Source organism: Microbacterium sp. ZW T5_56, from assembly GCF_044987425.1.
Taxonomy (GTDB): domain Bacteria; phylum Actinomycetota; class Actinomycetes; order Actinomycetales; family Microbacteriaceae; genus Microbacterium.
Window position 1 is genome coordinate 16,924 of the sequence record NZ_JBJDRI010000042.1, and the last position, 19,601, is coordinate 36,524.

Annotated in this window: 17 protein-coding genes; 10 read left to right on the forward strand and 7 right to left on the reverse strand. The window is 67.2% G+C overall.

The window, feature by feature from the left end; genetic code table 11:
- The first annotated feature begins 44 nt into the window (after positions 1-44).
- Positions 45-1,073: an ATP-dependent 6-phosphofructokinase gene (locus ACI3KU_RS16645; protein WP_404923445.1), complete on the forward strand. Its 1,029-nt coding sequence runs from the start codon at positions 45-47 to the stop codon at positions 1,071-1,073.
- 69 nt (positions 1,074-1,142) lie between these two features.
- Here ACI3KU_RS16645 and ACI3KU_RS16650 read toward each other — a convergent pair whose 3' ends face one another.
- Together ACI3KU_RS16650 and ACI3KU_RS16655 are read right to left on the reverse strand one after the other, a co-directional pair.
- On the reverse strand, positions 1,143-1,835 hold the full coding sequence (locus tag ACI3KU_RS16650; protein ID WP_404923446.1) for a DUF4375 domain-containing protein: 693 nt from the start codon (positions 1,833-1,835) through the stop codon (positions 1,143-1,145).
- Positions 1,836-1,900: 65 nt separating this feature from the next.
- The gene (locus ACI3KU_RS16655; RefSeq protein ID WP_404923447.1) at positions 1,901-4,024 is read right to left on the reverse strand and encodes a S9 family peptidase; all 2,124 of its coding nucleotides are present in this window, start codon (positions 4,022-4,024) and stop codon (positions 1,901-1,903) included.
- A gap of 149 nt (positions 4,025-4,173) precedes the next feature.
- On the opposite strand from ACI3KU_RS16655, the gene ACI3KU_RS16660 reads away from it, so the two are divergent.
- From ACI3KU_RS16660 to ACI3KU_RS16675, 4 genes are all read left to right on the forward strand, one after another.
- A complete protein-coding gene (locus tag ACI3KU_RS16660; RefSeq protein ID WP_404923448.1) occupies positions 4,174-5,397 on the forward strand; it encodes an OmpA family protein in 1,224 nt (407 codons plus the stop codon).
- A gap of 209 nt (positions 5,398-5,606) precedes the next feature.
- Positions 5,607-7,109 (forward strand): anion permease, encoded by a 1,503-nt coding sequence (locus ACI3KU_RS16665; protein WP_404923449.1) that lies wholly within the window; start codon positions 5,607-5,609, stop codon positions 7,107-7,109.
- Positions 7,106-7,447, forward strand: coding sequence for a peptidase (locus ACI3KU_RS16670; protein ID WP_404923450.1), 342 nt, complete (start codon positions 7,106-7,108; stop codon positions 7,445-7,447). The genes ACI3KU_RS16665 and ACI3KU_RS16670 overlap by 4 nt, the downstream gene beginning before the upstream one ends.
- 73 nt (positions 7,448-7,520) lie before the next feature.
- The gene (locus tag ACI3KU_RS16675) at positions 7,521-8,417 is read left to right on the forward strand and encodes a phosphodiesterase (protein WP_404923451.1); all 897 of its coding nucleotides are present in this window, start codon (positions 7,521-7,523) and stop codon (positions 8,415-8,417) included.
- Here ACI3KU_RS16675 and ACI3KU_RS16680 read toward each other — a convergent pair whose 3' ends face one another.
- The 4 genes from ACI3KU_RS16680 to ACI3KU_RS16695 form a co-directional block, all read right to left on the reverse strand.
- The gene (locus ACI3KU_RS16680; protein WP_404923452.1) at positions 8,418-9,611 is read right to left on the reverse strand and encodes a GDSL-type esterase/lipase family protein; all 1,194 of its coding nucleotides are present in this window, start codon (positions 9,609-9,611) and stop codon (positions 8,418-8,420) included. It abuts the gene before it with no gap.
- Entirely contained in the window at positions 9,608-10,387 is a 780-nt protein-coding gene (locus ACI3KU_RS16685) for an alpha/beta hydrolase family protein (protein ID WP_404923453.1), read from the reverse strand. Before ACI3KU_RS16685 ends, ACI3KU_RS16680 begins: the two co-directional genes overlap by 4 nt.
- A 26-nt stretch (positions 10,388-10,413) precedes the next feature.
- Positions 10,414-11,724 (reverse strand): MFS transporter, encoded by a 1,311-nt coding sequence (locus ACI3KU_RS16690; RefSeq protein ID WP_404923454.1) that lies wholly within the window; start codon positions 11,722-11,724, stop codon positions 10,414-10,416.
- Between the two features lie 123 nt (positions 11,725-11,847).
- A complete protein-coding gene (locus ACI3KU_RS16695; protein WP_404923455.1) occupies positions 11,848-12,888 on the reverse strand; it encodes a LacI family DNA-binding transcriptional regulator in 1,041 nt (346 codons plus the stop codon).
- 215 nt (positions 12,889-13,103) lie between these two features.
- On the opposite strand from ACI3KU_RS16695, the gene ACI3KU_RS16700 reads away from it, so the two are divergent.
- Positions 13,104-14,570 (forward strand): aspartate ammonia-lyase, encoded by a 1,467-nt coding sequence (locus ACI3KU_RS16700; RefSeq protein WP_404923460.1) that lies wholly within the window; start codon positions 13,104-13,106, stop codon positions 14,568-14,570.
- Positions 14,571-14,794: 224 nt separating this feature from the next.
- Entirely contained in the window at positions 14,795-15,496 is a 702-nt protein-coding gene (locus ACI3KU_RS16705; RefSeq protein WP_404923456.1) for a GntR family transcriptional regulator, read from the forward strand.
- A gap of 88 nt (positions 15,497-15,584) precedes the next feature.
- On the opposite strand, the gene ACI3KU_RS16710 is transcribed toward ACI3KU_RS16705, so the two are convergent.
- Positions 15,585-16,448, reverse strand: coding sequence for a fumarylacetoacetate hydrolase family protein (locus ACI3KU_RS16710; protein WP_404923457.1), 864 nt, complete (start codon positions 16,446-16,448; stop codon positions 15,585-15,587).
- 134 nt (positions 16,449-16,582) lie between these two features.
- Between ACI3KU_RS16710 and ACI3KU_RS16715 the strand changes: the two genes are divergently transcribed.
- The 3 genes from ACI3KU_RS16715 to ACI3KU_RS16725 form a co-directional block, all read left to right on the forward strand.
- Positions 16,583-17,812, forward strand: coding sequence for a PrsW family intramembrane metalloprotease (locus ACI3KU_RS16715; RefSeq protein WP_404923458.1), 1,230 nt, complete (start codon positions 16,583-16,585; stop codon positions 17,810-17,812).
- A 144-nt stretch (positions 17,813-17,956) separates the two neighbouring features.
- Positions 17,957-18,325, forward strand: a complete 369-nt coding sequence (locus ACI3KU_RS16720; protein WP_231089544.1) for an FKBP-type peptidyl-prolyl cis-trans isomerase — start codon at positions 17,957-17,959, stop codon at positions 18,323-18,325.
- Between the two features lie 140 nt (positions 18,326-18,465).
- The coding region (locus ACI3KU_RS16725) for a DUF222 domain-containing protein (protein WP_404923459.1) at positions 18,466-19,601 on the forward strand (1,136 nt) is incomplete at its 3' end.

The window sequence follows — 19,601 nt, forward strand, 5'->3', positions numbered from 1 at the left end:
GCCTCGTTCCCCTCCTTTCTCAACGCGCGAAGGCAGCATCCACCATGAAGATCGGTATCCTCACCAGCGGCGGCGACTGCCCCGGACTGAACGCCGTGATCCGCGGCATCGTGCTCAAGGGCACCACCACCTACGACCTCGAGTTCGTGGGCATCCGTGACGGCTGGCGTGGCGTGGTCGAGGGGGACTTCATGCCGCTCACCCGTCATGAGGTGAAGGGACTGTCCAAGACCGGTGGGACCATCCTCGGCACCAGCCGGACGAACCCGTATGAGGGTGATCGTGGCGGCGCGGAGAACATCGCCAAGACGCTCTACGGTCACAAGATCGACGGCATCATCGCGATCGGCGGCGAGGGAACGCTGGCCGCGGCCGATCGTCTGGCCAAGGACGGCATCAAGGTGATCGGCGTGCCGAAGACCATCGACAACGACCTGCAGGCCACCGACTACTCGTTCGGCTTCGACACGGCCGTCAACATCGCCACGGACGCGATGGATCGCCTGCGCACCACCGGTGACTCGCACCAGCGCTGCATGGTGGCCGAGGTCATGGGTCGTCACGTCGGCTGGATCGCGCTGCACGCCGGCATGGCCGCGGGAGCACACGCCATCCTCATCCCGGAGCACCCGATGACGCTCGACGACATCGCGGCGCTCGTCACCTCCGCGCACGATCGCGGTCGCGCACCGCTCGTCGTGGTGTCCGAGGGCTTCACTCTGAAGGGCATGGACGAGGCATACAGCGACAAGGGGCTCGACGCGTTCAACCGTCCGCGCCTGGGCGGTATCGGCGACCTGCTCGCGCCCGAGATCGAGCGCATCACCGGCATCGAGACCCGTGCCACCATCCTCGGTCACATCCAGCGCGGCGGTGCACCCAGTGCCTTCGACCGCGTGCTTGCCACGCGTCTCGGCCTGCACGCTGCCGACGCGATCGTCGACGGCGCCTGGGGGCAGATGGTCGCGCTGCAGGGAACCGATATCGTTCGTGTCCCATTCGCCGATGCGCTCGGTGAGCTGAACACCGTGCCGCAGTACCGCTACGAGGAAGCGGCAGCCCTCTTCGGTTGAGCAACAGCCGGAGGCCGGATCGCGAAGGATCGCGGTCCGGCCTCGCGCTGTCCTCCGAAGACGCTTCGCTCACACATCTGACGGCGCGGGGCCATAGGCGAAGACCACGCACCGCATCAGCTCCTGTTCCATGGCTTCGGTGAGCTCGGTCTCCAACTCATCGAACTGCGCCGCGGGCTCGGTCGGCGATGCTGCCGCGATGAGCCGGTAGACGTCATCGATCGTGGAGACATCGTCACGATCGATGATCGGCTCCAGCAGGTCCTGCAGCCCGACGATGGCACTATGCGTGCGCTCCGCACCGATGAGCTCCGCCGCGTCACGCGCAATGGCAAGATCCTGCTGCCCCCAATTGCCGAGGAACTGCAGGAACCCGCCGTTGTAGACATCCGCCTCCAGGCGCCAGAGGGCCACCAGCTCGCGGTCGCGGGCACTGAGGGCACCGGCGTCCCAGTCGGCGCGCTGGAGCACCGCGAGAGCCCCCTCGTACAGCCGGTCCTGCTCGATGGTCCACAGCGACAGCGCACCCTCGGGATCCTCCTGCCCGAGCGCCGGCCAGTTCACACCGCGACCGTGATCGACGAGCACCCAGCGCCGCTGCTGCGATTCGGGCAGCTGCGCCGCACGTGATGCCCACGAGAGCGGTGCGCCGAGAGTTCGACCATCGTCGAGCTCGAGGAGTACACGGTGCGAATCGAAGCGAACGTCCACGATGCGGGCATGGACGTGGACGGGGACGTGGTCGGCGGAGTGCGGGGTCACAGAACCCATAGTGCAGTACGGGGGTCGGGATGCGATCCTCCCGACCCCCGTGTCATCGAGTGGACTCAGACGGCGGGGTCGATCTCCGCCACACCGAGTACCTCGAACAGCCAGGCCAACTCGTAGGCACGCTCATGCCATGAGTTGTAGCGGCCCGTGACGCCACCGTGACCCGCGACCATCTCGCACTTGAGCAGCGCATCGGCACCCACATCCCGCAGGCGGGCGACCCACTTGGCCGGTTCGACGTAGAGCACGCGGGTGTCGTTCAGCGAGGTGACGGCGAGGATCCGCGGGTAGCGGACGTCCTCACGCACGTTCTCATAAGGGGTGTATGACTTCATGTACGCGTACACCTCTGCGTCCGCGAGGGGGTTACCCCATTCGTCCCACTCGATGACCGTGAGGGGCAGCGACGGGTCGAGGATCGATGTGAGCGCATCGACGAACGGCACCGACGCGAGAACGCCCGCGAACAGCTCCGGGGCGAGGTTGGCGACCGCGCCCATCAGCAGACCGCCGGCGGACCCGCCCTCGGCGACCATGCGCTCGGGGGTGGTGTAGCCCTCCGCGACGAGGTGACGGCCGACCGCCACGAAGTCCGAGAAGCTGTTCTTCTTGTTGCGGATCTTGCCGTCCTCGTACCAGGCGCGGCCCATCTCACCGCCGCCGCGCACGTGAGCCACCGCGAAGATGACCCCGCGGTCGAGCGCCGACAGCCGCATCGAGGAGAACCCGGGGTCGATGGAGTGCTCGTAGGATCCGTAGCCGTACAGGTGCAGCGGACGTGCGGGCGCGCCCGTACCCACGGGGCCGAACGAGCGGCGCCACACCAGGGAGACCGGGATCTGCGTGCCGTCGTCGGCAGTCGCCCAGACGTGCGCCTGCTCGTAGTCGGCGGGGTCGTAGTCGCCCAGCACCGGCTGCTGCTTGCGCAGGTGCAGCTCACCCGTGGCCACCTCCCAGTCGTACACACTCGAAGGAGTCACAAAGGAGCCGTACCCCAGCCGCACCTGCGGGGGTGCCCACTCCGAGTTCCCGGAGACGCCCACGCTGTACAGCGGCTCATCGAAGGACAGCTCGTCGATCGCACCGGTCGCGTAGTCGAGCCGTCCGACGCGGACGAGGCCCTCGCGTCGGTACTCGACCACCGCGAAGTCGCGGAAGCACTCGATTCCCAGCACGCGACGACCCGGCTCGTGGGGGAGCACGGCCGTGCGGTCACCGCGCGGATCCGTCGCGGGCACCCGGATCAACTCGAAGTCGAGGGCACCGTCGTTATGGGTGATGAAGAGCACGTCCTCGCCGTCGATCACCGCGTGGTCGACACCGTACTCGACGCCCTCGACCGCGGGCCACACCACTGCGGGTGCGGACGTCAGATCGGTGGCCGGGACGAGCGCGACCTCACTGGTGATGGAGGAGCCCTTCTCGATCACCAGGTAGGCATCGCTGCGTGTGAAGCCGGCCCCCACCCAGAAGTGCTCATCCTCCTCGTGAAAGAGCTGGACGTCGTCGGCGGCCGGCGTGCCGATGCGGTGCAACCAGACGGTGTCGGGTCGCCACGCGTCGTCGACCGTGGTGTAGATGAAGGCCGTGCCGTCGGGGACGAACTCGGCGCCGCCCGCCGTGCCCTCGATCACGTCGTCGTAGGTGACGCCGTCGACGAGGTTGCGCACCCGGATGGTGTAGCGCTCATCGCCCTCGACATCGATGCCCCACAGCATGTGGGTGCCGTCGCGGGAAATGTCCATGCTCCCTACAGAGAAGAACTCGTGTCCTTCGGCCTCCACGTTGCCGTCGAACAGCACTTCCTCGCCCTCGACCGGCTCGTGCGCGGTGAGCTGCGGAGGAGTCCAGTCGTCGGGCGAGGCCAGCGGCGCGCGACACTGCACCCCGTACTGCTTGCCCTCGATCGTGCGGCCGTAGTACCACCAGTCGCCACGGCGATTGGGGACCGAGAGGTCGGTCTCCAGCGTGCGCGCCTTGACCTCGTCGAAGATGCGCTGGCGAAGCGGGGCGAGATGCTCCGTGCGCGCGTCGGTGTACGCGTTCTCGGCTTCGAGGTGGGCGATGACCTCGGGATCCTCTTTGGCTCGCAGCCACTCATACGGATCGGCGAAGGTGTCGCCGTGATGGACGCGGTCGATCGGGCGCTGCTCGGCCCGGGGAGCCTGAATCTCGGTCACCCCTCCACGCTATCGCGACCCACCGACAGGTGCTGGTGTGCCGGGAGACCGGGTCATCCGCTGTCAGCGATCACGGTTGTCGCAGACCTGCGACACGTTCGCGACACGCGTGCCACCGATGGTTCACCTGATCCCCATAGGGTCAGATCATGAACGCAGAACGAACGGCACGCGCCTGGGGTGCGCTGCTCCTCGCCACGTCTCTCACTCTTTCGCTGGCCGCATGCGCGGCAGAGGTCCAACCACCCGCGGGTGCCACCTCGCCGAGCGCCGACAAGCCGACCACGACAGCGCCGTCGCCGAGCGCTTCCGCGACCGCCGATGCCGCGGCAGCCGTCGCGGGATACGCCCCCGGCGAGATCCCGCCGATTCCCGCGCTGGTGATCCCCTCCATCGCGATGGCGGATGCGGCGCTCGCCGGAGTGGCCACGTCCTTCGCCTCCGACCTCCCGCAGGTGCCTGGCATCCGCATCACGCCGGCGGCGTGTGGCGATGCTGTTGCCCGCGCCACCGCAGACGGAGTCATGGTGCTCAACGGCGACGGCTCGGGCTCGGTGTCCGGCGACGGCGGCACCACGGTCAACAACGGTGACGGTTCCGGCTCCTTCACGGTCGGCGACGGAGTTGGCGTCGTGAACGGTGATGGCTCGGGCTCATTCAGCGGCGGCGACGTCACCATCGTCAGCAACGGCGACGGGTCCGGCTCCTACAGTGATGCGAACCTCACCGTCGTGGTGAACGGTGATGGATCCGGCTCGTCATCGGACTCGAGCTTGGGCACGACGCTGGTCAACAACGGCGATGGCTCGGGATCGTTCTCCACCGAGACCACGACGATCGTCAACAATGGCGATGGCTCCGGCTCCTACAGCGACGCGGATCACACCGTGGTCAACCACGGAGACGGCTCGGGGCTCTTCGACGGGGCAACCATTGACATGGAGCCGCTGGCGAAGGCGGCGCCGGTGGGTGTGTTCCCGTCCATGGGGGCACTCGCGCCGATCGAGTATTGCGGCACCACCATCACCCTGGAGGACGGTGTGCTGTTCGACTTCGACCGTTCCGACATCCGCTCGGACGCCGCCGCCACCATGGATGCGCTGGCACGCGCGCTCACGACGCTGAACGTGCCGGCCGCCGAGGTTGGCGGGCACACCGATGCGATCGGTGACGACGCGTACAACCTGACACTCTCCGATGAGCGCGCTCAGGCCGTGGTCGCGGCGCTCCAGCAGCGCGGCGTCGCCACGTCCTTCACAGCGGTGGGCTACGGCGAGAGCGCTCCTGTCGCGCCGAACGAGATCAACGGCGCGGACAACCCGGAGGGTCGTCAGCTGAACCGTCGCGTGGAGATCTTCGTTCCCGCGTTCTGAGCGCACCGCCTCCTCGATGCCTCCCTGTCCCCCCGCGGCGACGGGGAGGCATCGCCGTCTCACCGGCACCGCTGCGTTTCATCCGCCGCGGTGGCCGCGTGTAGGATTCTGAATGGCCGGTTGCCGGTTCTCGAAAACGAGGTGAACTCTTCGCTCACCAGGTCGATCACGTCGACGCCCTTCCTCGTACATCCATCTGAAAGCGGCCGGTGGAACTCGCAGCCCTCATCGTCGTCCTGGTCATTCTCCTGGCTCTGTTCTTCGACTTCACGAACGGTTTCCACGACACCGCGAACGCGATGGCAACACCCATCGCCACGGGTGCCCTGAAGCCCAAGACCGCCGTCCTCCTGGCGGCCGTGCTGAACCTGGTGGGCGCGTTCTTGTCCACCGAGGTGTCCAAGACCATCTCCGGCGGCATCATCAACGAGGCGGACATCCTCGCCGCGGACGACAGCCATACGCTCTTCCCGTCGCTGATCTTCGCCGCCCTGATCGGCGCGATCACCTGGAATATGCTCACCTGGCTGCTGGGACTGCCCTCCAGCTCTTCCCACGCGCTGTTCGGTGGCCTCATCGGCGCGACGATCGTCGGCGTCAACATGTCGGCGATCAACTTCGGCGCCGTGATGTCGAAGATCATCCTCCCGGCTCTCATCGCACCGTTCACGGCGGCGATCATCGCCTTCGTCGCCACGAAGATCGCGTACGGCATCACCCGCCGCTATGACGGCAAACCAGACGGCCGCGACGGCTTCCGCTGGGGTCAGATCGTCACGAGCTCCATGGTGGCCCTCGCCCACGGCACCAACGACGCGCAGAAGACGATGGGCGTGATCACGCTGGCACTGCTGACGGTCGGCTGGCAGTCACAGCATGAGCCGCAGTTCTGGGTGATCCTGCTGTGTGCCCTGACGATCGCGGCCGGCACGTACATCGGCGGATGGCGCATCATCCGCACCCTCGGCAAGGGCCTCACCGACGTCAAGCCGGCGCAGGGCTTCTCCGCCGAGGCGTCGACGGCGGCGACCATCCTCGCGTCCTCCGCGTTCGGTTTCGCCCTCTCCACCACGCAGGTGGCATCCGGCTCGGTCATCGGCTCCGGTCTCGGACGCCGTGGTTCCAAGGTGCGCTGGGGAACCGCAGGCAAGATCATGATCGGCTGGCTACTGACCCTGCCCGCCGCGGGTCTCGTCGGCGCGCTCGCGGCCCTCGTCGTCGTGGCGTTCGGACACTGGGGCGTGCTGATCGACGCCGTGATCGCGCTGGTCATCATCATCGGCCTCTTCCTGTTCTCGCGGCGCAACATGGTGCATTCCGGCAACGCGATGAGTGATGTCGCCGCCTCGGGCGTCGCCGTAGCCGTCGAGGACAACCCACCGCCCACGCGCACGCAGCGCATGATCATGCGCGCCGAAGAGCGCGCGCAGGCTCAGGCCCAGCGCCAGATCGACGATGTCGAGCGCCAAGCGCGTGCTGCCGAGCGCCGCGCCACGGAGGCGGAGGAGTGGGCGCTGGAGGTCGAGCAGCGACTGCGCAAGGCCGAACGGAAGGCCAAGGCCGCCAAGGAGCAGGCCGCCGCCGCGAAGGTCAAGGCGAAGAGCATCCGCGACAAGTCCGAGAAGTCGCGCAACGATGAGGCTCCTGCGAAACCTGGGGGAGTCAACACCGACCACCAGTCGGCGCGCGAGAAGAAGGAGTCGGGACGATGAGCATCGAGTGGAGTGCCTTCCTCAACGTCTTCATCGGCGCACTCATCGGCGCGTCCGTCGTTGTGCTCTTCTACGCGTGCGGTGTGCGCCTGCTTGTGCGCGCCGGTCGTGCGCCGGTCGTGGGTCCTGCCGAGTTCACAGACGCGATCACCGTGATCTCGGACAAGGAAGCGCAGCGCGCTCAGAAGGCGGCGGCGAAGGCCGCACGCAAGAGCCCGCTGACCTTCTCGCAGAAGCGCATCGCCCTCTACGGCGCATACGCGTGCTTCGTGCTGTGCGGTGCGGCGCTGCTGGGCGGCGTGCTGATGATCGTGTTCAAGAACGCACTGTTCGGCTAATCCAGGCACGGTTCGTCGGGCCGCGGATTCGGCCGCAGCTCGGGGTGTCCGTGGTGGTTCCTAGACTGTGGGCATGAACGAGTTCCGCTTCGGCGCGCACGCCCCGGCCCGTCGTACGCTGCTGCACCTCAGCGATACGCATCTGCTCGACGGCGCGCGCCTCGGCGGCCGCTATGACACGGTGGCGAATCTCGAGCTCACGCTGGCGCGGATCCGGGCGATGCAGCCGCATCCCGATGCGATCGTGATCACGGGAGACCTCACGGAGCTGGGGGAGCCCGCGTCGTATCGTCGTCTGCGCGACATGCTGGAACCCGTCGCCGAGGAGATCGGTGCCGCGCTCATCTGGGTGGCGGGAAATCACGACGAGCGGCCCGCGCTGCGCGAGCACCTGCTGGACCAGGCGGCCACGCAGGAGCCGGTCACCGCGGTGCACGATCTCGACGGACTCCGCGTGATTGCGCTCGACTCGACGGTGCCCGGGTGGCATCATGGTGCGCTGGATGCGGCCCAGCTCGCGTGGTTGCGAGCGGAACTGGCCACGCCAGCGCCACTCGGCACGATCCTCGCGCTGCACCACCCGCCGCTGCCGAGTCACATCCCGTTCTTCGACATCCTGGAACTGCAGGATCAGCCCGCGCTCGCCGCCGCGATCGAGGGGAGTGACGTCCGCGCGATCCTCGCCGGCCACCTGCACTACTCCACCAGCGGAACCTTCCACGGCATTCCGGTGAGTGTCGCATCGGCCACCTGCTACACGATGGACCTCGCGCTGCCCGATGATCGCGTGAACGGGATGGACGCCGGGCAGTCGTTCCACCTCGTCCACGTGTGGGACGACACCATCACGCACGCCGTGGTGCCCGTGGCGTCAGCAGAAACGGCCGACACCTTCACGCCCGAGTGGTACGCGAAGGTGTCGGCGATGAGTCCCGAAGAACGACTCGGCTACTTCAGTCGCAAGCGCTGATCAAGACGTCCGCGCGGGGAGGGGGCTGAGTCCCTCGGAGGCGAACACCAGCGCCGCGAAACGACGACCGATCTCCTCGTACAGCTCGGTGTCCGGGTGCAGGGAATCCGGCATGCGGTACGTGGCGAGATCGTTCGTGCCGAACAGCTCCGTGCCATCGAGGTAGACGATGTTCTCGCCGGCAGCGCGGCGGACCTCCACGACATGCGCCACCTGCGCGCGGCTGTCCGCCAGGGTGAGAGCACCCAGCGGAATGTCGGCGGTGTCTCCGCGCGTGAAGCAGCGCAGCCCGCCGTCGTCGAAGAACTCGACATCCGCGGGGCCGGGGACGACCTCGCTGCCCGGCCAGAGGATGGCGGAGCACAGGACGATCGGGGTGTCCGGATGGCCGACGCGCACGCGATCCAGGAATCCGTGCAACGCGGGCACGAAGGTGCGGCGATCCATCGCTCGCGCACCGACGATGTTGACGCCCACCTTCACAGAGATCACATCGGCGGGTGTCTGCGCGATCGCATCGGCGACGAAGGGATCCAGCATGCACTGCCCGCCGAAGCCGAGATTGATGACGTCCGCGCCCGCGAGGTCGGCGGCGCGGACCGGCCACACACTCGTCGGAAGTTCGGCCTCCGCGCAGTGGCTGATCGAGCTGCCGTAGTGGACCCACACCGGGCTCGTCGAGGGGGTCGGCGCACGGACGCCACCGCTGGCGCGCACGTCGAGAAGGTCGATGATCATGCCCTGCGGGAGGAAGATGGTGACGGTCTTGGGGCCCGCGGGCAGCGGGCCGAGTTCGATCATGGAGTGGTCACGGATCTCCCGCGTCGTCGCCTCGCCCGGGGATGCGATCTGGCGGACGTGATCGACGGGAGCCTCGAGGGTCACCTCGGCGCGATCCTTCACGCGCGCGACGAAGGCGGTGCCGGGCCGCTGCACGCCCCCGATCTCGATCGCGGTGCATCGTACGTCGAGCTCCAGCTGAGTGGCGTCCGTCTGCAACTGGAGTCGGACGCCGCTCGCGCTGGAGATCATGGCACGCAGGATCTGATCCTCCGGCGGAAAGTGCGACCAGAAGCGGGACGGAATACGCGTGGGGCGCAGTGCGCCGGCGTTCTCCTCCAGTGCGAGCTGTCCCTCGATGCGCACCTCGCCACCCGAGAACGCAACGATCGAACCATGGCTGGTGCCGGTCATCGGGATCCTCCCGCCTGATCCGCGATGAAGTCCACCGTGCGGGAGTACAGCAGATCGCGGTCGGGGACCCGGGTCCAACCGTGGTCGGCCCCCTCGACGATGAGGATCTGGGCGCGCTCGCCGTAGACGTCCGCATAGCGTTCGGCGTAGCTGACCGGCACGAAGTCGGCTGTGCCGTGCATGAGGTTCACCGCTCCGCTGAATCCCGATGCACGTCCGTAGACGTCGAAGCTCGTGGCGTCATCACGCATCGCCGGGCCGAGGCGCGTGCCGAGGAAGTCGAAGTATCCGTCGGTGTCCAGGGCGTCCAGCGACCGACCCTGCAGCATGCCGCTGCTGATCTCGTCGGCGAACACTGCAGCCGTCGACCACATGCTCGCCGAGCGCACCGGGCGCGTGGCCTCGGCCGCGACGACGGAGGCGACGACCGCACCCAGGCTGATCCCGACCAGATGCAGGTTGTCCGCGTCGGCGGAGGGGAGAGCGGCGACCGCGTCGATGACTGCCTGCGCGTGCGTGACATCACGCGAGACGGTCGTGTCGAAGAACGTGCCGTCGCTTTCGCCATGACCCGCCCGGTCGTACGCGATCGACGCGATTCCCCGATCAGCCAGCCGGCGCGCCAGCGCGACGAACATCGAGGAGAACTCGACGCGCGAGGATCCGAACCCATGGAACAGGATCGCGGTGGGGAATGGCCCGTCGCCCACGGGCAGGTAGTGGGATCCGCGCAGGCGCAGCCCGTCGACGTCAACGTGGAAAGGAACGATGTTCATGATGCTCTTCTTGTTCGTGTGCATACTCAGGCGGACAGCGGGACCGGACGCTCATCCGATGCGTCGACCAGGCTGTCCTCCTCTTCGAAGGAGTTCGTGGTGCGGCGACGGAAGCCCAGCCAGCCGATCAGGAAGCCGGCCGCGGCGAGCAGCGACACCCCGACATACATCAGGCTCGGGTTCAGCAGCAGCAGCGTGGGGGTGACGATGTTGAGTGCTGCGGTGGCGAACCGAGAGACGGCGTAGATCGCGCCCTGCGCGGTGGCGCGGAGCATGGTGGGGAAGGATTCCTGGGTCCAGACCTTCATGATCGTCTCGAAGCAGAAGGCGCCGAAGAAGACCGTGGCGACGGTGGCGATGATCACCGACGGCAGGCTGAAGTTCATGACGACCGGCAGCAGGTTCATGATGACCACGCCGATGGCGCCGACGACGTAGTAGATCATCCGCAGCTTGGTGTCGACGACCGTCATGAACCACAGCGCGCCGACCACGGCCGCGGGCATCGCGAGGATGGTCCAGGAGTTGTACTCGGCGATCGTGGAGTGCGAGACGTTGACCGCCACGAACGTGCCGAAGCTGCCGGCGACGCTCACCGACATCGCGGCCAGGGCGTAGTAGCCGATCAGCGTGAGGAAGGGACGGCGGTAGACCGGACCGACGAACTCGCCCAGTTGGGCTCGGGTAGCGCGCACGGTGGCGACGCCGCGGCGGCGCTCGTCGCGGGCAGCGAGCCACGTGGCCGACTCCGGAATAGTGAGGCGGAGCAGCAGAACGACCAGGGCGATGCCGGCGAACGTCGCGAAGATGATCGCGGCGCCGGCCGGACCCATGGCACCCACGTTGATGGCCAGCAGCACCGCGAGAAGGATGCCGAATCCGCCGAGGAGGTTCGAGAAGACCAGGATCTTGCCGCGATTGCGTGCCTGGGCGGCCTCGGAGATCGTGGCGAGAGCGACCGGAAGGTCGGCACCGACGCCGATGCCGACCAGGGCGATGCCGATCACGAGCACCGGAAGAGCCGAGCTGAGCACCGGAAGGGCGGCACCGATCGTGATCAGGGACAGCGTTGCGAGGAAGACCGTGCGGCGTCCCCAGCGATCACCCAGAACTCCGCCGAGGAGGGATCCGATGGCGACACCGGCCGTCAACACACCCGTGAGCGCGCCGACCGCGCTCGCATCGAGGCCGGGCTGGCCCGGTGCGAAGGACTGGAGCATGACGAGAGCGATCGGAATCGCGGTGGTGGCTCCCGCATCGACGAAGGTCGCCATACCGCAGACGAACCCCACCCACCATGCGTTGGGCCCGCGCCGGGCTGAATGAGTTGCGAACATGCGAGCACTCCCTTGTAGTCGTCGTCCGGCGATGGTGATGGACCGCGCCGATGTGTTCCCCTGGATTGATGATGCTATACGGATTTAGCACCTGTCAACACCAGGTTTGACAATCCGCGGAGATCAGCCTCGTGTGCGCGGGGCGGCGATCGAGGCGCCCACCAGGAGAGGCATCGGGAGCCGGCGAACGCCGGGCTCGTTCGGGTTGTTCAGCAGAATTCGGACCGCTTCTCGGCCGAGCTGTTCGTGCGGCAGCGCGACGGAGGTGAGCTGAGGCATCACCGTGTTGACGTACGCACCGCCGTCGAATCCGATCACCGACACATCGCGCGGGACGCTCAACCCGGCCTCCTGGAGCGCGTGGTAGGCACCGACTGCCAGGGCATCGTTCGCGCAGATCACAGCCGTGGGGCGGCTTCCCGTCGCGAGGAGCTCCTGCACCGCATCATGGCCGTTCGGCACGTCCCAGTCGGAGTCGATCGCGACGGTGCCGGCAAGCCGTGCTCCGCTTTCGCCCAGCTCGTCTTCAATGCCCGCGAGGCGCTCGGCCAGTGCCAGCGGGCTCCAGCCGTGCCAGGCAGCACCGCCGCTGAACCCCGTCGGGAAGGTGCCGACGAACCAGATGTCCTCCCGGTGTCCGGCCTCCAGCAGGGTTCGGGCCGCGGTGCGACCACCGACGCGCTCATCCGGAATGACGGCGGGGACCGAGGTCTCGTCCGAGATGCAGTTCAACAGCACGACGGGCATTCGTCGGGCGAGGTGGGGGAGCTCGACCTTCCGCGTGAACATCGAGGAGTACAGCAGGCCGTCGACGTCTCGATCCACCAGATTCTGCAGCGCGCGCGATTCGGTCGCAGGCTCGCCCTGCGTGTCGACGGTGAAGAGCAGGGTGTCGGCCTCGCCGAGAGCTCGCAGTGCACCCCGCACCATGGCGTTGGCGAACGAGGTGGTACCGACGAAGTCCGAGACCAGAGCTACGGTGCCCGACTTCCCGGTCCGCAGCGTCTTGGCGGCCAGGTTCGGACTGTAGCCCAGCTGCTCGGCGGCCTCACGAACCCGAGCGGCGGTCTCGGCGGAGATCCGCAGGTCGGTGCGTCCGTTGAGCGCGAAGGACGCGGCGGAACGGGAGACTCCCGCGAGGCGCGCGACTTCGGTCAGCGTCACTCGCTTCGCCTCGGAGCGACGTGGACTGTTCGGCTGCATGCGGGCCCTCCCGCCTTCAGCGTAGAGGACGCATTCCGACGAACCAGCTGTCTGGTCGTCCAGACATGACATGTTCGTTGAGCAATTCGGCATCGGCCCGCCGACTAAGCTGGAGCCATCCCATCCGGTCACACACGACCCACGAGGCCGTACGAAGGAACTGACTTATGGACGCAATGACGCGCACCCGCACGGAGACCGATTCGCTCGGCTCCCTGGACATTCCCGCTGACGCCTACTGGGGCATCCATACCGCTCGCGCGCAGGAGAACTTCCCGATCGCGAAGCGCCCGATCTCGGTGTATCCCGATCTCGTGATCGCTCTCGCGATGGTCAAGCAGGCCAGCGCCCGCGCCAACGCGGAGATCGGCGTGCTGAGCCAGGCGAAGGCCGATCTCATCGACCACGCCGCGCAGCGCGTGATCGATGGCGAGTTTCACGATCAGTTCATCGTGGGCGTCATCCAGGGTGGTGCAGGTACGTCCACCAACATGAACGCCAACGAGGTCATCACCAACATCGCGTTGGAGATGGCGGGACGAGAGAAGGGCGACTACGCGTTCCTCTCGCCGATCGATGACACCAACCGCAGTCAGTCCACCAACGACGTGTACCCCACATCGGTCAAGCTCGGGCTTTCGCTCACCCTGCGCAGCCTCCTCGTCGAGCTGGATCTGCTGCGCTCCTCGTTCCTGAACAAGGCGGGAGAGTTCCACGACATCCTCAAGGTCGGTCGCACCCAGTTGCAGGACGCCGTGCCGATGACGCTCGGCCAGGAGTTCCACGGCTTCGCCACCACCCTGGGCGAGGACTACAGCCGCCTGAAGGAGAACGCCTTCCTTCTCACCGAGATCAACATGGGTGCCACCGCCATCGGCACCGGCATCACGACTCACCCCGGCTACGCCACCTCCGTCTGCACGCACCTGCGCGAGATCTCGGGAATCCCGGTGACGACGGCGACGGACCTCGTCGAGTCGACGAGCGACACCGGCGCCTTCATGTCGTTCTCCTCGACGCTGAAGCGCAACGCGATCAAGCTCTCAAAGATCTGCAACGACTTGCGGCTGCTGTCATCGGGTCCGCAGGCGGGATTCGGGGAGATCAACCTGCCGGCCCGCCAGGCCGGCTCATCGATCATGCCGGGCAAGGTCAACCCCGTGATCCCCGAGGTGGTCAACCAGGTGGCGTTCGCCGTGGCCGGTTCCGACCTCACGGTCACGATGGCGGTAGAGGGTGGCCAGCTGCAGCTCAACGCCTTCGAGCCGGTGATCGCCCACTCGATCTTCCAGTCGATCACCTGGATGCGTCAGGCGATGTGGACGCTGCGCGTGAACTGCGTGGACGGCATCACCGCGAACACCGAGCGCCTCGGCGCCATGGTGGGCGCCTCCGTCGGAGTGGTGACCGCGCTGACCCCGTTCATCGGTTACGCCTCGGCGGCGGCCCTGGCCAAGACAGCGCTGATGACCGGCCACAACATCGCCGATCTCGTGGTGGAGGCGGGGCTCATGACGCGCGAAGAGGTCATGAAGCAGATCTCTCCCGCCCGTCTCACGGGCCTCGAGCTCGTCACCGGGACGATTCCCGTCGTCCAGCCGGCGGAGAACGTGGTCACGGTGGAGGACGCCACGAACGCCTGATCATTCACGCGAGGATGGCCGGTGCCCGTCGGGTGCCGGCCATTCGTGTTCCGGTGCGGTGGGTCAGGTGCGGCGCGAGTGGAACCGGGGTGCCGGTGTGGGCGGCGCGTCTTATGACGATGTCCTGACGCCCCCGGACCACCGTCGCCGAGGATGACCGTCTCGATCAGCGCCGGTCCAGCCGCGTCTCGCCTGGTCGGGAAAGCGTCTGGGAGAATGTCCGGGTGAGCACTCCGATCAAGCGCGAACCCGAATCAGTCCGGGTGACCACCTGGCTGCGAGACGCGATTCTGGACGGCGAGCGTCCGCCGGGGAGTCGGTTGATCGAGCGGGATCTCGCGGCCGAATTCGGCGTCAGCCGCATCCCGGTGCGTGATGCTCTGAAGCAGCTCGTGACCGAGGGACTTGTGCAACCGCGTCCGAATACGTGGGCGATCGTGCGAGAGTTCACGGACGCTGACCTTGCCGATCTCGACGAAGTGCGTGCCGTGCTGGACCCGCTCGCGTTCCGACTGGCCGCCGAGCGTCACCGCCGTGACGGTCTGGAACGGCTCGAGGCCGCGCTGGTGCAGGAGCAGGAGGGTGCGCGCAGCGGCGAACCCGTCGCATCCCGTCGTGCCGCCGCCGACTTCCACGAGATCGTCACGGAGCTGAGCGAGAACCGCCTGCTCGGCGAGATGATGCGCGGCATTCGCAGCCGCGTGCGCTGGGCGCTGACACAGCACGATGATCTGCAGCACATCAGCGGCGAGCATGTCGCGCTGTTCGAGGCGATCCGCGACCGCGACGGCGACCGCGCCGCACGGCTCGCGACCGAGCACCTCGAAAGCAGCCGACGAGCGCGCGTCGCCCACACCGAGGCACGCCGCACCGGCACCGTTCGCACCGGCACCATCCGCACCGGCACCGTCCGCACCGTCCGCTGAGCGAGCCCTCTGCCTGGCAGCGGTTCAGGACTCGCTGAGAGAGACAGGACACCGTGGCGTCAGGCGCCGCGCCCGGTCCGTGAGCGTGTCAGTCGTGGATGCGGCAGTGCGTGACGAGTTCGCCGATGCCGTCGATGCCGACGGTCACCGTGGAGCGATCGCGCAGGAATATCTGCGGATCGCGCGAGTAGCCGGCTCCGCCGGGGCTGCCGGTGGAGATGAGCGTGCCGGGCAGGAGCGTCACCGACGAGGACAGGTGCGAGACGAGCTTCGATACCGGTCGGATCATCTGTCCGGTTGAGCCGTCCTGAACCATGTGGCCGTCGACGATCGTCCAGATGTGGAGATCCTGCGGGTCGGCGATCTCGTCGGCCGTCACGAGGAACGGGCCGGTCGGGGTGAAGCCGTCGAACGACTTGCAGCGGCACCACTGCGCCTCGGAGAACTGGATGTTGCGCGCGGTGATGTCGTTGACCACGGTGTATCCCCACACGTGCCCCAGTGCTTCTTCTTCGCTCACGTTCTTCGCGGTGCGGCCCACGATCACGCCGAGTTCCGCCTCGTAGTCGACGTTCTCACTCAGCTCGCGCGGCCAGCTCGTGGTGTTGTGGTGGCCGGTCAGGGAATTGGGCCATAGCGTGAAGACTGTCGGCGCGGCGTCCGCCTTGAGTCCCAGTTCGCCCGCGTGGGCGGCGTAATTGAGGCCGATCGCAAGGATCACCGGCGGGCGCTGCACGGCTGACGCGAAGTCCTGACCCGCCCACGGGAAGCGATCCGCTCCCGGCAGGGCCTCGCGAATGCGAGCAAGGGCGTCGTCACCACCTTCGATGAGGCGGTTCAGATCGGACGGCGCGCCGGGAAAGAGCTCGGAGAGGATGATCGCGTCGTCCTCGTCGATGACGCACAGCGTCGGTTCGGGGCTCGCCGGCAGCTGAATGTGGGCGAAGCGCATGACTCCACGTTACCGGCCGGTTCCGAGAGCCGGGTGAATTCGGCTGCTCATCCGCGCTGGCGCACGAATGAGCAGGGGGGATGCTGCCGCGCGGCAATAACGGGGTGTCGGTGTGACGCCCTAGGCTGTCAGCCATGACGTTCGGCCCTGGTCCCCACCAGCCGCCGATGGGGGCGCCTCAGCAATACCCGTCGACGGCTTCTCTTTCTCCTGGCTATGGCGCACCCGTCGGGTATGGCACGCTTCCGGCCTATGCCGCCCCTGTGCCGCAGGCGGCGGTTCCGCAGCTGCCGGTCCCGACCGTGAAGGGGCGGCACGCGGCGGTGTGGATCTGGGTGATCCTCGGGTTCTTGTTGCTGCTGGTGGCGGCATACATGCTGCTGGGCATCGGATCCACGGGTGCCGTCGTGGGGATGGTTCTTGCTCTCGTTCCGCTCACCATCGTCGTCACGGCTGCCCTGCTGATCGATCGATGGGAGCCTGAGCCGCGCTCGCTGGTGCTGTTCGCGCTCGGATGGGGCGGTATCGCAGCCGTCGCGATCTCGTTGATCGTGGGCGTTGCCGTCGCGTTCGCGCTGCCGCCCACGGCCGGGGCTGATGCCCTCATGACGGTCATCGAGGCTCCCATCGTGGAGGAGTTGGCGAAAGGGCTCGGTCTGCTGATCCTCGTGGTGATGGGCAAGCGCGCGTTCGATGGTCCGATCGACGGCATCGTCTACGCGATGCTGATCGCCGCGGGATTCGCCTTCACCGAGAACATTCAATACTTCGGACAGGCGCTGGCGGAGGGAGTCGATTCCCTGACGCTCACGTTCTTCCTTCGCGGCATCATGTCGCCGTTCGCGCACGCCATGTTCACCGCCATTACGGGTTTCTGTGTGGGGCTGGCGGTCCGACAAGGCAACCGCGGCAACATCGCCGGGATGTTCCTGTTGGGCTGGCTCGGTGCCGCGTGCCTGCACGCGCTGTGGAATGGCTCCGCGGTGTTCGGAGACCTTCTCGGGCTGTACTTCGCGATTCAGGTGCCGCTGTTCATCGCTTTCATCGTGGGCATCATCCTGCTGCTGCGCGAGGAGTCGAAGCTCACTCGCATGCGCCTCAGCGACTACGCCGCCGCCGGTTGGTTCACGCCGCAGGAGGTCAACATGCTGGCGACGCGCCCCGGTCGGCGCGCGGCACTGACGTGGGCCAAGAATCTCGCGGGCGGTCGCGGCCGGGAGATGAAGCAGTTCATCGTGGACGCCACCGAACTCGCGGCCGTGCGACAGCGCGCGATCTCCGGACGCGATCCGCAGGCGGGTGCGGACGAGTGGGTACTGCTGAATCGCACGGTGGCCGACCGTCAGGCGCTGCTCTCGCGCTGAGCCCGGACAGACTCAACGCCCGGGGTCGGGGCGCTGCCTCCGAAACCTGCCGGGCGTTGAGTTGGCGTGCAGCCATGATGCGCTCGTGGCGAACGAGTGTCAAGAGGCTTTGACCGTCACCGGTCCTCCGGCAAAGATGGAACCATGACTGCAGACCGCACGAAGCCTGAATTCGACGCTCCCTCCGGCCCCGCACCCAGTGAGCTCGTCATCCGCGACATCATCGTCGGCGACGGTGCCGAGGCGAAGCCCGGCGACAACGTCACCGTCCACTACGCCGGCGTGGAGTTCGAGTCCGGCGAGGAGTTCGACTCCTCCTGGGGACGCGGGGAGTCCATCCAGTTCCCGCTGCGCGGCCTGATCCAGGGCTGGCAGGACGGCATCCCCGGCATGCGTGTGGGTGGCCGTCGCGAACTGGTCATCCCGCCGCACCTGGCATACGGCCCCGCGGGCGGACACTTCCTCGGTGGCAAGACCCTCATCTTCATCATCGATCTGCTCGCCGTCGGCTGAGTCACGTTCGCGACACCGGGCCCGGAGCGTGATGCTCCGGGCCCTGTGCCGTTTCTCGGGCGTGGTGTGGCGTCGCGCGAGTTTTCCACATCTTGGCGAAGTTCGTACTTTTGTTCTAGAAATGCGGCCATGATGAACTCATGACAGGGGAACATATATCGACCACTGCGGTGGCGGAGGTGCGGGCCGTCACCGGCGCGGGCGCGCGGGAGGGGGAGCTGAATGAGAGCGTTCGTCGGAGGTCCCGCAGCGGTACGCGTGTCGCGATCCAACCCGATATCGATGTGGGTGTGGTGCGGACGTATGTGGATGCGATTGCGGCGGTGACGCGGTCGCGGGCGGCGACGGATGCGTTGGAGGTGGCGTTGTTCGCGGATCTTGTCGCACTGTCGGGCGCGTCGGGGGCGTCGTCCGAGTCAGATCTGGAGTTGCGGTCTCTCGCGGCGGAGGTGGGTGTTGCGATTCGGGTGAGTGATCGGACGGTTCAGCGTTGGATGTCGGATGCGTATCAGCTGGTTCATGATTTCCCGGCGGTGCATGCGGCGTTGTCGTCGGGTGAGATCAGTAGGGGGCATGTTCGCGTGATCTTGGAGCATGGCCTCCCGATCGAGGCCGGCCCTGCGCGTGATGAGTATGTGGAGCGTGCGCTCCCACTCGCCCGGGCTCAGTCCCAGAATCGGTTGAAGGGCATGCTCGCACGCGTGGCCGAGGAGGTGCGCGACGTCGGGATCACGGAACGTCATCGCGAGGCGCGCCGCGCCCGAGCCGTGTGGGTCACGGACGACCTGGACGGCATGTCTACGCTGCACGCCTTCCTGCCGTCGGTGCTCGCTCACGGGGTGAAGGACCGGTTGGATCAGATGGCCCACGCGCTGCGCGCCGCGAACAAGGACACCGCACGAACCGGCCCTGGCGCGAGCACCGGTGAGGGCACCCACACGGGCACCGCCACCAATAGCCAGTCGGTCACGAGTGCAGGCACAGGCATCGCCACCGATAGCCAGTCAGTCACGGACGCGGAGGCAGGCAGCGCCAGCGACGATCAATCAGCCACGGGTACGGGCGCGGGTGCGGGTGCGGGCACGAATGCGAATGCGGGTGCGGCGACGAATGCGGGTGCAGATGCGGGCGCGGGTGCGGGTGCATGCCGTGATTCGCGGACGGTGGATCAGATCCGCGCCGATATCCTCGCCGACCTGCTCCTGACGAACACCCCCAGCAGTGTGGACACCGCGATCGGTTCTATCCGCGCGACGGTCGCGGTCACGGTCCCGGT